The sequence below is a fragment of the Promicromonospora alba genome (assembly GCF_042654905.1).
Classification (GTDB): Bacteria; Actinomycetota; Actinomycetes; order Actinomycetales; family Cellulomonadaceae; genus Promicromonospora; species Promicromonospora alba.
In genome coordinates, this window is record NZ_JBHSFI010000003.1 from 68,413 (window position 1) to 82,127 (window position 13,715).

Genomic DNA, 13,715 nt, shown 5'->3' on the forward strand with positions numbered 1-13,715 from the left:
AGGTCTCACCGGAGAGAGCTCACCGGACCGAGCGCAGGATCATCTCGTCGAACGCGCGGTCCGGCAGCGTCCGGCCGAGGCGCAACAGGTCCTCCGCCATGAGGCCGACGGCGTAACGGGTCTCCGGCCGGTCGGCCTCGATGGCCTGTCGCACCACCTCGGCGACCACCGTGGCCTCGGAGCCCTGCTGGTCGGGTCCCGACCCCATGCGTCCGGCCATGACGCCGGCCATGTCCTGGTAGGCGCCCTCCCCGGAGAACTCGCGAAGCTGGTCGGCGGCATGGTCACCGAACTCGGTGCGGATGATGCCCGGCTGGATGATCACGACGTCGATCCCGAAGTGCCCGACCTCCATCCGGAGCGTGTCGGAGAGCGCCTCGAGCCCGTGCTTGGCCGCGTAGTACCAGCCGCCGAGCGGCATCGCGATCTCGCCGGCCACCGACGACACGTTGACGATCGTGCCGGACCCCTGCGCGCGCATGTGCGGCAGCACGAGCTGCGCCAGCCGGGCCGGAGCGAGCAGGTTCAGGTCGAGGTACTCGCGCGCCGTGCCGAGCGGTACGTCCTCGACCGCTCCGTGCAGGACCGTCCCCGCGTTGCTGACCAGGACGTCGATCCGCCCTTGCTCCGCGACCACCGTCTCGACGAGCCGGTCGAGGTCGTCGGGGTCGCGCAGGTCGGTCGGGACGACGTGCCCGCCGGCCGCTCGGACGACGTCCATCCGCTCCACGCGCCGCGCGGCGCCGTACACCACGTACCCCGCGCCGAGCAGGTCGAGCGCTGTCGCGAGCCCGATCCCTGACGAGGCTCCCGTGACAAGACACACCTTCATCGTTCACACCTCTCCGGCACAGGTCCGATGGACGGGCAGCGCCCCGCCGGAGCGGGGAGCAACCGCCATCCTGCCAGGTGAAGCGCCCGCCCCCGGACGGTCAGGTCGTCGCGGCGGACACCAGGCTCTCGTCGTACCGCACGACCTCCAGGCCGAACTCGGCGAGGATCTCGGGCAGCAGCCGCACCACGTCGCGGTCCTTCTCCCGGTTGTCCTCGGGCAGCTCGGACCACGGCACGCCGATCATCGGGTGCACCTTGGCGGCGTCGTCCCGGACGGGACCGCTCCGCCAGCCCTGGGCCACCCGCACCGACTCCCACAGCTCGTGCTCCGCCTCGGCGAGCTTGTCCAGCTCGGCGCCCTCGAACACCACCTCGGGCGCTCCGTCGCGCGGTGCGATGGTCGCCCCCATCCGCGACAGCCGCGCCGGCAGCCCGACGACCCAGCCCCGGTTGGAGGCCCGCAGGTCCTCCGAGAGGTCCTCCCAGCGCACCATCGCCGGGAGCTCGCCCCAGCCGACGCCGCGTTCGCGCTGGTTGCGCAGGTACACGTGGTGCACGGCCCGCGCGATCCGCTCGTACATGTCGGCGTGGGCGCGAGCCTCCTCCCGCTCGACGTCGGCGAGCAGGTCGCGCATGGTCACCGTCCGCAGGCGGCCGTCCAGGTTGTCGAGCACGCGCGAGGCCTCGGTGCCGAACGCGCCCGTCAGGCCCGCCAGGCCGTCGAGCAGGAGCACGAGCGACCCGGGGCCGCCGTGCCACAGCTTCGTGGCGGTGAGGGCCACCCGCAGGGACCTGCCGTCCGAGGCGTGGCAGACGTAGACCACGTCCGGCGCCCCGAGGCTGCCCGTGCCGAGCGCCGGCGCGACCCGCAGCTCGATCTTCTCCGCCACGGGCGACCAGCGGGTCCGGAGCGCCTCGACCACCTGTTCGGCGTCGTCGGCGAGCAGGTCTACCGCGAGCCGGACGCCGTCGCCCGCGAGCTCCCACTCGCGGGCCAGACCGACCACGAGCGCCTTGGCGAACTCGCCGGAGCCGATGACCAGCACCTTCGTCAGCGGGGCGGGACCGCCCGGTGCGTCCACGATGCGCCGCACCTCGCGCACCGCGAGCGCCTGCGCGGCGATGACGTCGAGCGTGAAGAAGTCGACGCCGGGTTCGGCGCAGCTCAGGTGCCGCGCCTGGAGGGCTACGCCGAGGTCGGGGTCACTGACGTGGGCGTACAGCCGCTGGGGTCCCTGGCCCGCCGCGCGGACTGCGTTCTCCGCCTCCGCGACGGTCAGTACGTTGGCCGTCGCCTCGTCGGTGTCCTCGCCGCACGCGTACAGAACAGTCGCGCCAGTGAGGCCTACGTCGTGCAGGCCGGAGGCGTCAGGGGTGCGCAGCACCCGGTGGCCTGCCGCCTCCAGTGCGGCGGCGACGGTGTCGGCGGCGTCGGTCTCGCCGACGACTATCGCGTGGCCGCGAGCGCGGCGGTCCCTGAACCGGCGGATCTCCCCGGTGAACAGGGCGCGGGCGGCCTCGAACAGCGCGTAGACCGCGGTGGCCGGCGCGAGGAACCGCGCCACCTGGAGCTGCCAGGAGAGCGGACCGCCGCCGCTGGCGGGGTCGGCACCCATCACGAAGAGCTGCAGGTCGTGGTAGACGACGTCGTACCAGGTGCGGCCGGGCTGGTGGCTGGTGTCGAGCGCGAGGCCCCACCATCCGAGGCCGAGGGAGACCACGACGAGAACGGCGAAGCCGAGGCGGGTCCAGGGGAATGAGCGGGTCACGCCGGAACAATAGCGACATCTCCCCCGCCGCGTAGTCGAGTACGCCGAAGTAGAGCGTGTGTCCTGTGCACGCGGGGTTACCCCGCGTGCACAGGACACACGCTCTACTTCGGCGTACTCGACTTTCAGTTCGCGCTGCGGCCGTCCGTGTGCGAGCCGATGCGGTGCACCAGGATCGAGTTGGTCGTGCCTGGGACGCCTACCGGGGCGCCCGAGACGACGACCACCAGGTCGCCCTTCTCGGCGAGGCCCTGGTCCTGCAGGGTCAGGTCCACCTGGTCGACCATCGCGTCGACGTTCTCGACCTTCGGCACGAGGTACTCGCTGGTACCCCAGGTCAGGGCGAGGGTGTTGGCGACGTGCTGCTCCGGGGTGAAGGCGAGCAGCGGGATCGACGAGCGCAGGCGGGACATCCGGCGTGCGGAGTCGCCCGACTGCGTGAACGTCACGAGGTACTTGACCCCGAGCGTCTCGCCGATCTCGGCGGCGGCACGCGTGATGGCGCCACCACGGGTGTGCGGCGTGGAGCCGAGGGGCGCGATGCGCTCCCGGCCAGCCTCCTCCGTGGCCTCGATGATCCGGGCCATGGTCTCGACCGTGAGGATCGGGTAGTCGCCCACCGAGGTCTCACCGGACAGCATCACGGCGTCGGCACCGTCGAGCACCGCGTTGGCGCAGTCCGAGGCCTCGGCGCGGGTCGGCGTCGGCGACGTCGTCATGGACTCGAGGACCTGCGTGGCGACGATGACCGGCTTGGCGTTGCGCCGCGCCATCTCGACGATCCGCTTCTGGACGAGCGGCACCTGCTCCAGGGGCATCTCGACCGCGAGGTCACCGCGCGCCACCATGACGCCGTCGAACGCGGCGATGATCTCCGCCAGGTTGTCGACGGCCTGCGGCTTCTCGATCTTGGCGATGACGGGGACCGTGCGGCCCTCCTCCTCCATCACGCGGCGGACGTCCTCGTAGTCCTTGGCGGACCGCACGAACGACAGCGCGATGAAGTCGGTGCCGAGCTGGAGCGCCCAGCGCAGGTCGGACTCGTCCTTGTCGGACAGAGCCGGCACGGAGACCGCGACGCCGGGCAGGTTGATGCCCTTGTTGTTCGAGACGGGGCCGGGGACCTCGACCTCGGTGATGACCCGCGGTCCCTCGACGGCGGTGACGCGCACGCGCACCTTGCCGTCGTCGATCAGCAGCGGGTCGCCGATCTTGGCGTCGTTCGGCAGACCCTTGTGGGTGGTCGACACGATCTCCCGGCTACCGAGGATGTCCTCGGTGGTGATGGTGAAGGTGTCGCCCTTGTTCAGGAAGTGCTTCTCGTCCCCGGCGAACCGGCCGAGCCGGATCTTGGGGCCCTGCAGGTCGACGAGTACGGCGACCGACTTTCCGGCCGCCTTCGCGGCCTCACGCACGTGACGGTAGACCGCCGCGTGCGCCTCCTGCTCGCCGTGGCTGCGGTTGATCCGCGCCACGTTCATGCCGGCGTCTACGAGTTCCCGAAGCTTCTCCGGCGACTCCGTGGCGGGTCCGATGGTGCACACGATCTTGGCTCTGCGCATGTCTCCAGCCTAGGCAGGTGGGCGCCGCAGCGCCCTGTGGGGGTGAACAACTCCCGGTGAAGTTCTCGGGTCACGACCGCAGAGCGAACGTGCGCGGACGCACCGGGGCAGGCAGCTCGGTGCTGCCCTGCAGGTAGGTATCAGCCGAGGCGGCCGCGGCGCGGCCCTCCGCGATGGCCCACACGATGAGGGACTGCCCGCGACCGGCGTCGCCGGCCACAAAAACTCCGGGCAGGCTTGCAGCGTAGTCCTCGCCGCGGGCGACCAGGCCACGCTCGGTGACCTCGATGCCGGTCTGCTCCTCGAGCACGCCGGTCTCGGGGCCGGTGAAGCCCATGGCCACGAGCACGAGGTCCGCGGGGATCTCACGCTCCGTGCCCGGGGTGGCCGCACGGCGGCCGTCGGGCAGGTACTGCGTCTCCGCGACCTTGAGGGCGCGGACGTTGCCCTGGTCGTCGGCCAGGAACTCGACGGTCGAGGCGAGGTAGGTACGCTCGCCGCCCTCCTCGTGCGAGGTCGAGACCTCGAACAGGATGGGGTCGGTCGGCCACGGCTGGTTCGCCGGGCGCTCGGTCGGCGGCATCTTGCCGATGGCGAGCGTGGTGACGCTCGCGGCACCCTGGCGCAGCGCGGTGCCGAGGCAGTCCGAGCCGGTGTCGCCGCCGCCGATGATGACGACGTGCTTTCCTGTCGCCGACGGCGCACCCTCCGGCAGGACGTCCGGCGTACCGGCGGCGACCGCGTGGTTGGCGGGCGTCAGGTAGTCCATGGCGAAGTGGATGCCCGCCAGGTCCCGGCCCGGCAGGGGCAGGTCGCGCGGCACCGTGGCGCCCGTGGCGACCACGACGGCGTCGAACCGGCGGCGCAGGGCGTCCCAGCTCATGTCCGTGCCGATCGCCACACCGGTCCGGAACCGCGTGCCCTCGGCCTCCATCTGCGCCAGACGGCGGTCGATGTGCAGCTTCTCGAGCTTGAAGTCCGGGATGCCGTAGCGCAGGAGGCCGCCGACGGCGTCGTCCCGCTCGTAGACGACGACGGTGTGGCCGGCGCGCGTGAGCTGCTGCGCGGCGGCGAGGCCCGCAGGCCCGGAACCGACGACGGCGACCGTGGAGCCCGTGAGCCGCTCCGGCACGTGCGGGGTGACCAGACCGCGGGCGAACGCCTCGTCGATGATCGAGACCTCGACGTTCTTGATCGTCACCGCGGGCTGGTTGATGCTCAGCACGCAGGACGACTCGCACGGCGCCGGGCACACGCGGCCCGTGAACTCCGGGAAGTTGTTCGTGGCGTGCAGGCGGTCGATCGCGTCGGCCCACTGCCCGCGCCACACCAGGTCGTTCCAGTCCGGGATCAGGTTGCCCAGCGGGCAGCCCTGGTGGCAGAACGGCACGCCGCAGTCCATGCAGCGGCCGGCCTGCTCCTTGAGGAACGGCTGGCCCTCCGCCCGGTGCGCGTGGGTGTCCTTCCAGTCGCGCAGCCGGACCTCGACGGGCCGGTTCGGCGGGAGCTCCCGCTCCCGGACCTTGAGGAATCCTCTGGGGTCAGCCACGTGCCACCTCCATGATCTGGTCCCAGACGGACGGGTCCCACTGGGTCTTTCCGGAGACGTCGGCGCCTGCGGCCTCCGCCTCGCTGAGGGCAAGGCGCACCCGCGCCCAGCCAGGCGGCAGCATGCGGGTGAACCGGCCGCGTGCCGCGGCGGGGTCGGCGAGCAGCTCGGCCGCGACGGCCGACCCGGTCTCCGCGTGATGCCGCTCCAGGAGCCCGCGCACGGTCTCCCAGTCGGCGTCGGTCAGGGCCTCGAGGGCGAGCTCGCCCGCCTCGAGAGCCGCCTGGTTGACGCGCGAGACCCGCAGGTCCAGGAAGTACGCGATGCCACCGGACATGCCGGCGCCGACGTTCCGGCCCGTGGGCCCGAGCACCAGCACGTGGCCGCCCGTCATGTACTCGCAGGCGTGGTCGCCCACGCCCTCCGCGACGAGGGTGGCACCGGAGTTGCGCACGCCGAACCGCTCCCCCACGCGACCGCGCAGGTAGACCTCGCCGGACGTGGCGCCGTAGCCGATGACGTTGCCGCCGATGACGTTCGCGCCGTCGAGCACCGACGCCTTGTCCGGGCGGACCGCGATGCGGCCGCCCGACAGGCCCTTGCCGACGTAGTCGTTGGCGTCACCGAACAGGCGCAGGGTGATGCCGCGGGGCAGGAACGCGCCGAGCGACTGGCCCGCCGATCCGGTGAGGGTAACGGAGATCGTGTCGTCGGGCAGGCCGGCGCCGCGGTACCGCTTGGTCACCTCGTGGCCGAGCATCGTGCCGACCGTGCGGTTCACGTTCCGGATGGGCAGCTCGATGCGCACCGGCTCACCGCGTTCGAGGGCCGGGGCCGCCGCCGTGATGAGCTGGTTGTCCAGCGCCCTCGAGAGGCCGTGGTCCTGCAGCGTGGTGTGCCGCAGCGAGGAGCCCTCCTTGAGCTGCGGCTTGGCCAGCACCGGGGTCAGGTCGAGCCCCTGCGCCTTCCAGTGGTCGACGGCCTTGCGGGTGTCGAGCACCTGCACCTGGCCGACGGCCTCCTCGAGGCTCCGGAAACCGAGCGCGGCGAGGTGCTCGCGCACCTCCTGGGCGATGAACTCGAAGAAGTTCACGACGAACTCGGGCTTGCCCGTGAACCGGGCGCGCAGCTCGGGGTTCTGCGTGGCGACGCCGACGGGACACGTGTCCAGGTGGCAGACGCGCATCATGACGCAGCCGGAGACCACCATCGGCGCGGTCGCGAAGCCGAACTCCTCGGCCCCGAGCAGCGCGGCGACGATGACGTCGCGGCCGGTCTTCATCTGGCCGTCCACCTGCACCACGATGCGGTCGCGCAGGTCGTTGAGCACGAGCGTCTGCTGGGTCTCGGCCAGACCGATCTCCCAGGGCGTGCCCGCGTGCTTGAGCGACGTGAGCGGCGAGGCGCCCGTACCGCCGTCGTGCCCGGAGATCAGGACGACGTCGGCGTGCGCCTTGGAGACGCCCGTCGCGACCGTGCCGACGCCGAACTCGCTGACCAGCTTGACGTGCACGCGCGCGTCCGGGTTGGCGTTCTTGGCGTCGTGGATCAGCTGGGCCAGGTCCTCGATCGAGTAGATGTCGTGGTGCGGCGGCGGCGAGATGAGGCCGACGCCCGGCGTCGAGTGCCGCGTGCGCGCCACCCACGGGTAGACCTTCGGCCCGGGCAGCTGGCCGCCCTCGCCGGGCTTGGCACCCTGCGCGAGCTTGATCTGGATGTCCGTGGCGTGCGTCAGGTACTCCGACGTCACGCCGAACCGGCCCGAGGCGATCTGCTTGACGCGCGAGCGGCGCTCGTCGTCGTACAGACGCTCCGGGTCCTCGCCGCCCTCTCCCGTGTTGGACCGGCCGCCGAGGCGGTTCATCGCGATCGCGAGCGTCTCGTGCGCCTCGGCCGAGATGGAGCCGTACGACATGGCGCCCGTGTTGAACAGCTTGACGATCTCGCTGACCGGCTGGACCTCGTCGATCGGCACCGGCTCGCGGTCGGGGCTGAAGCGCAGCAGGCCGCGCAGCGTCATGAGGCGGTTCGACTGCTCGTCCACGCGCCGCGTGTACTGCCGGAAGATGTCCATCCGGCCGGAGCGCGTGGCGTGCTGCAGGCGGAAGACCGTCTCGGGGTCGAAGAGGTGGTCCTCGCCGTCGCGCCGCCACTGGTACTCGCCGCCCGTGGTGAGGCGCTCGCCAGGCTTCTTGTTGCCCGACGGCGGGTACGCCTCGGCGTGCCGGGCCGCGACCTCTGCCGCGATGACGTCGAGCCCGATGCCGCCGAGCCGCGACGTCGTGCCGGTGAAGTAGTCCTCGACCAGGTCGTGGGACAGGCCGATGGCCTCGAAGATCTGGGCGCCGCGGTAGGACATGATCGTGGAGATGCCCATCTTGGACATCACCTTGAGCACGCCCTTGCCGAGCCCCTTGATCAGGTTCGCGACAGCCTTCTCCGGTGTGACGTCGAGGTAGCCGCGGCGGGCCAGGTCCTCGACGGTCTCCATGGCCAGGTACGGGTTCACGGCGGCCGCGCCGTAGCCGATCAGCAGCGCGACGTGGTGCACCTCGCGCACGTCGCCGGCCTCGACCACCAGCGACACCCGGTTGCGGGTGTGCTTGCGCACCAGGTGGTGGTGCACGGCGCTGGTCAGGAGCAGCGACGGGATCGGCGCCAGCTCGGAGTTGGCGTCACGGTCGGAGAGCACGAGGAAGCTCGCGCCCTCCTCCACGTACCGGTCGACGTCGGCGAAGATCTCCTCGAGCCGGGTCAGGAGAGCGGCGCCGCCGCCCGAGACCTCGTACAGGCCCTGGATGGTCTCGGCCTGGAAGACACCCTCCAGCTCCTTGTCGCGCTCGACGTGCACGACCTTGGCGAGCTGGTCGTTGTCCAGCACCGGGAAGCCGAGCACGAGCTTGCGCGCGTGCTCCGGGATGTCCGCGAGCAGGTTCGGCTCGGGTCCGATGGCGCTGCCGATGGCCGTGACGAGCTCCTCGCGGATCGCGTCCAGCGGCGGGTTGGTCACCTGCGCGAACATCTGCGTGAAGTAGTCGAACAGCAGGCGTGGGCGCTGCGAGAGCACCGCGACGGGCGTGTCGGAGCCCATGGCGCCGAGCGGCTCGCCACCCGTGGTCGCCATCGGCGACAGGATGATCTTGAGCTCTTCCTCGGTGTACCCGAAGGCGCGCTGCCGACGCCGCACCGAAGCCGGGCTGTGCGCCACGTGCTCCCGGTCCGGCAGGTCCTCGAGGCGGACCGAGTGCTCACGGATCCAGTCGCCGTACGGGTGCAGCGACGCCAGGCCGGACTTGATCTCCTCGTCCTCGATGATCCGGCCGGAGCCGGTGTCCACGAGGAACATCTTGCCGGGCTCGAGGCGGCCCTTGCGGACCACCGTGGCGGGGTCGATGTCGAGCACGCCGGCCTCGGAGGCCAGCACGACCAGCCCGTCCTCCGTGACCCACCAGCGCCCGGGGCGCAGGCCGTTGCGGTCCAGCACGGCGCCGATCAGGGTGCCGTCGGTGAACGTGAGGGAGGCCGGGCCGTCCCACGGCTCGATGAGGTTCGCGTTGTACTCGTAGAAGGACCGCAGGGCCGGGTCCATGCTGGAGTGGTTCTCCCAGGCCTCCGGCACCATCATGAGCACGGAGTGCGGCAGGGACCGCCCGCTCAGGTGCAGCAGCTCGAGGACCTCGTCGAAGCTCGCCGAGTCGCTCGCGCCGGGCGAGCACACCGGCTGCAGCGCCTCCAGGTCACCGAGCAGGTCGGACTCCATGGTGCCCTCGCGCGCCGCCACCCAGTTGCGGTTGCCGCGCACCGTGTTGATCTCGCCGTTGTGGGCCAGCAGCCTGAACGGCTGGGCCAGGGGCCACGACGGGAACGTGTTGGTGGAGAACCGCGAGTGGACCAGGGCGAGCTCGGTGGCGTACCGGGGGTCGGACAGGTCCGGGAAGAACGGCTCCAGCTGCGCCGTCGTCAGCATGCCCTTGTACGTGAGCGTGCGGGCGCTGAGCGAGGCGAAGTACAGGCCCAGCTCGATCTCGGCACGCTTGCGCAGGCGGTACGTGCGCCGGTCCAGGTCGATCCCGGACAGCCCCCGTGAGGGGTCGGCCACGACGATCTGCCGGAACACCGGCATGGAGGCGCGCGCCGTCGGGCCCACGATCCCGGCGTCCACCGGGACGTCGCGCCACGCGAGGACGTCGAGCTTCTCCTCGGCGGCCAGCGCCTCGACGCGGTGCACCACGGCGTCGCGCTCGGCGTCGTCGGTCGGCAGGAACGCCGTACCGATCGCGTACATCCCGGCGGGCGGCAGGTCGACGCCCACCACGTCACGGATGAACGCGTCGGGGATCTGGGTGAGGATCCCGGCGCCGTCGCCGCTGTCCTCCTCAGCCCCCACCGCGCCGCGGTGGTCGAGGTTCAGCAGGGCGGTCAGACCGGCATCGACGATGTCTCGTCCGGGCGTGCCACGCAGGGTCGCCACGAAGGCGACGCCGCACGCGTCATGCTCGGCCGCCGGGTCGTACAGGCCGCCTTCGAACGTCTGCGCGGGCAGCCCAACCTTCTGTGTCGGCAACGGCTTGGTCATGGGTCCTCACAGGCACCCGGCCGTGGCCGGGCGCAGTTCCTTGCGATGGTCCGGGACGACGGCGGCCCGGTCGGTCAGGGGGCTCGTCGGCCGGTGGTCCCGGCGCCGTGCCCCTCAGGTGCGCGCGGAGCTGTCCGCGTCGGACGTCTCCACTGCTGCTGTCTTCACTTCCTCCGGCTCGGCGGCTGCCGCACCGGTCCCTGCACTTGCTGGGTCAGGCTCTGGGTCTGCCGGACTCCCGGCCGACGGATCATCCCCCTCCGGCCGCAGCCGTACCGACTCTTCCCTGGTGGGGAACCTCCGAGCCAGCACCACCGAGACCACCAGGGCCGCGAGGCCCAGGAGGATCGACGTCCAGACGTTGAGGCGTAGCCCCAGCACCAGCTCCGCATCGTCGATGCGGAGCATCTCGATCCAGACCCGTCCGAGAGTGTAGAGCAGGACGTACGCCCAGAATACCCGCCCATGACCCAACTTGAACCGACGGTCTAGAAAGAGCAGAACCCCGGCCATCAGGAAGCACCACAGGAGCTCGTACAGGAACGTCGGGTGGAACAGCGTGCCCTCCGGGTACGCCACGCCCGTGGCGGGGTTCGACACCACGTGCTCGGCGTCGATGCGCAGGCCCCAGGGCAGCTCGGTGGGCCGCCCGTACAGCTCCTGGTTGAACCAGTTGCCGAGCCGGCCGACGCCCTGCGCGACCAGGAGACCCGGTGCGACGGCGTCGGCGAACGACGAGAGCCTGACACCCTTCAGCCGGCAGCCCAGCCACGCCCCGAAGGCGCCGAGCGCTATCGCGCCCCAGATGCCGAGGCCGCCCTCCCAGACGTAGAGCGCCGTGACCGGGTCGCCCCCGCCCGAGAAGTTCTCGCCGAAGTACCGGTCCGGAGAGGAGAGCACGTGGTAGATCCGGCCCCCGACGATGCCGAACGGCACCGCCCAGAACGCGATCTCCAGGACGTCCTCCGGGTTCCCCCCGCGCGCCTTCCAGCGCCTGGCGGTCATCCAGAGGGCGATGGCGATCCCCGCGAGGATCGCCAGCGCGTAGGCGCGCAGCGGGAAGATCCCGAGGTACCAGGTGTGTTCGGAAGGGCTGGGTATCTCGGTGACCATCCCTGTGACGACCTCGGTGGCGGGCGCAGCGGGCAGCAAGGCAGGCAGCTCGACGTACAGGGCAGCCGGCAGTGCGGTCAGCAGCGTCACAGAGCCTCTCCGGAAGTGGTCACGCCGCCGGGCACGGCGGCATCGGGTGTATCAGTGGGCGCGGAAGCGCGCGCCGACCGTACCCCGGCGGCGAGGTCCTCCGTCACCTCGGCCAGATTCGTGAGACGGACCGCCCAGTCGGCGTCCGTGAGCGGCCCGTCCGAGAGCAGCGGACGCACCAGCGCGGAGCCGACGATGACGCCGTCGGCGAAGCGACCCACCTCGGCGGCCTGCGCCCCGGTGGAGACACCGAGGCCCACGCAGACGTTGACTGCGCCGGCCGCGCGGGTGTCGGTGACGAGCTGTTCGGCGCGCGAGCCCACCTGGGTCCGCTCCCCCGTCACGCCCATGAGCGACGCCGCGTAGACGAAGCCCCGCGTCGCGTCGACGGTGAGGCGCAGCCGTTCTGTCGTCGAGCTCGGGGCCACGAGGAAGACGCGGTCCAGCCCGTGCGCCTCGCTCGCGGCGAGCCAGTCGGCGGCCTCGTCGGGGATGAGGTCGGGCGTGATCAGCCCGGCGCCGCCCGCGGCGGCCAGGTCGCGTGCGAACGCGTCCGGACCGTACTTCAGCACCGGGTTCCAGTAGGTCATGACCAGCACGGGGACGTGCGGCGCGTAGTCGGTCAGCTCCCGCACCACGCGGAACACGTCGGAGACCCGGGCGCCCGCGTCGAGCGCACCCTGTGCCGCCTGCTGGATCACCGGCCCGTCCAGCACGGGGTCGGTGTACGGGACGCCGAGCTCGATCACGTCGACGCCGTGGTCCACGAGCGTCTTGAGCGCCTCGATCGACCGGTCGACGGTCGGGTAGCCGACCGGCAGGTAGCCCACCAGCGCCGCGCGGTTCTCCTGCTCGCGCAGGTGGGCGATCAGGTCGCCCGACTGCCGTCCGGTGTGCGGCCCGGTGGCCGGCCCTGTAGCCGACTCAGTCACAGTGCTCATCCCCGGCCCTCCTGCCGTTCCAGCTCTTCCGCGGCGACGCCGTTGTCGGCGCCCTCGAGCAGCCCGAACCAGCGGGCCGCCGTCGCCACGTCCTTGTCACCGCGACCGGACAGGTTCACGAGGATCAGGAGCGGCTCGCCGTCCGGTCCCGTGCGCCCCTGCTCAGCCGCCGCCTTGCCGACGCGCAGCGCGCCCGCGAGGGCGTGCGCCGACTCGATGGCGGGGATGATGCCCTCCGTGCGGCACAGCAGGCGGAACGCCTCCATGGCCTCGTCGTCGGTCACCGGCTCGTAGGTGGCGCGGCCCAGGTCGTGCAGCCAGGCGTGGGCGGGGCCGACGCTCGGGTAGTCCAGGCCCGCGGAGACCGAGTGGCTGGGCAGGGTCTGGCCGTCGTCGTCCTGCAGCAGGTAGGACTTGGCGCCGTGCAGCACGCCGAGCGCACCGCCGCTGAACCGGGCGGCGTGCCGGCCCGACTCGACACCCTCGCCGCCGGCCTCGAAGCCGCGCAGCTCGACGTCCTTGTCGTCGAGGAACGCGTTGAAGATGCCGAGCGCGTTCGACCCGCCACCCACGCACGCCGCGACGACGTCGGGCAGGCGGCCGGCGCGCTCCAGGATCTGCTCGCGCGCCTCCTCGCCGATGATGCGGTGGAACTGGCGCACCATCTCGGGGAACGGGTGCGGACCCGTGACGGTGCCCAGGAGGTAGTGCGTGGTCTCGACGTTGGCCACCCAGTCCCGCAGGGCCTCGTTGATCGCGTCCTTGAGGGTGCGCGAGCCGATCTTGACCGGCACGACCTCGGCGCCGAGGAGGCGCATCCGGGCCACGTTCAGCGCCTGGCGCCGGGTGTCCTCCTCGCCCATGTAGACCACGCACTCGAGGTCCATCAGGGCGGCGGCGGTGGCCGTGGCGACGCCGTGCTGGCCCGCTCCGGTCTCCGCGATGAGGCGCTTCTTGCCCATGCGCTTGACCAGCAGGGCCTGCCCCAGCACGTTGTTGATCTTGTGCGAGCCGGTGTGGTTGAGGTCCTCACGCTTGAGGAACACCCGCGCATCGCCGGCGTGCGCGGCGAACCGCTGCACCTCGGTCAGCGGGCTGGGCCGGCCGGTGTACTCCCGGTGCAGGCGCTGCAGCTCGGCGGCGAACTCGGGGTCGTCGGCCGCCTTGCGGAACTCGGTGTCGAGCTCGTCGAGCGCGGCGATGAGCGCCTCGGGCACGAACCGCCCGCCGTACTCACCGAAGTACGGGCCGGAGACGTCGGAAAGCTTCACGGAGGTCACC

8 protein-coding genes are annotated in these 13,715 nt (G+C 71.7%); all 8 read right to left on the minus strand.

What is annotated here, in order from left to right; all coding sequences use genetic code 11:
• Window positions 1-19: 19 nt before the first annotated feature.
• Entirely contained in the window at window positions 20-832 is an 813-nt protein-coding gene (locus ACFO6V_RS05525; protein WP_377133064.1) for an oxidoreductase, read from the minus strand.
• Between the two features lie 100 nt (window positions 833-932).
• On the minus strand, window positions 933-2,603 hold the full coding sequence (locus ACFO6V_RS05530) for a RyR domain-containing protein (protein ID WP_377133066.1): 1,671 nt from the start codon (window positions 2,601-2,603) through the stop codon (window positions 933-935).
• Between the two features lie 125 nt (window positions 2,604-2,728).
• Complete coding sequence (gene pyk, locus ACFO6V_RS05535; RefSeq protein WP_377133068.1) at window positions 2,729-4,165, minus strand: pyruvate kinase; 1,437 nt, start codon at window positions 4,163-4,165, stop codon at window positions 2,729-2,731.
• 70 nt (window positions 4,166-4,235) lie between these two features.
• Window positions 4,236-5,714 carry a glutamate synthase subunit beta gene (locus tag ACFO6V_RS05540; protein WP_377133070.1) on the minus strand — a complete coding sequence of 493 codons (1,479 nt, stop codon included), beginning with the start codon at window positions 5,712-5,714 and terminating at the stop codon, window positions 4,236-4,238.
• Window positions 5,707-10,290, minus strand: a complete 4,584-nt coding sequence (gltB, locus tag ACFO6V_RS05545; RefSeq protein ID WP_377133072.1) for a glutamate synthase large subunit — start codon at window positions 10,288-10,290, stop codon at window positions 5,707-5,709. The genes ACFO6V_RS05540 and gltB overlap by 8 nt, the downstream gene beginning before the upstream one ends.
• A gap of 114 nt (window positions 10,291-10,404) precedes the next feature.
• Window positions 10,405-11,493 (minus strand): prolipoprotein diacylglyceryl transferase, encoded by a 1,089-nt coding sequence (gene lgt, locus ACFO6V_RS05550; RefSeq protein ID WP_377133074.1) that lies wholly within the window; start codon window positions 11,491-11,493, stop codon window positions 10,405-10,407.
• Window positions 11,490-12,434 (minus strand): tryptophan synthase subunit alpha, encoded by a 945-nt coding sequence (trpA, locus tag ACFO6V_RS05555; protein WP_377133076.1) that lies wholly within the window; start codon window positions 12,432-12,434, stop codon window positions 11,490-11,492. Before trpA ends, lgt begins: the two co-directional genes overlap by 4 nt.
• Entirely contained in the window at window positions 12,431-13,714 is a 1,284-nt protein-coding gene (gene trpB / locus ACFO6V_RS05560; protein WP_377133078.1) for a tryptophan synthase subunit beta, read from the minus strand. Before trpB ends, trpA begins: the two co-directional genes overlap by 4 nt.
• Window position 13,715 lies beyond the last annotated feature (1 nt).

Coding starts and splice junctions, on each gene's coding strand:
- ACFO6V_RS05525 (WP_377133064.1), bottom strand. CDS start 832: ATGAAGGTGTGTCTTGTCACGGGAGCCTCGTCAGGGATCGGGCTCGCG.
- pyk (WP_377133068.1), bottom strand. CDS start 4,165: ATGCGCAGAGCCAAGATCGTGTGCACCATCGGACCCGCCACGGAGTCG.
- gltB (WP_377133072.1), bottom strand. CDS start 10,290: ATGACCAAGCCGTTGCCGACACAGAAGGTTGGGCTGCCCGCGCAGACG.
- trpA (WP_377133076.1), bottom strand. CDS start 12,434: ATGAGCACTGTGACTGAGTCGGCTACAGGGCCGGCCACCGGGCCGCAC.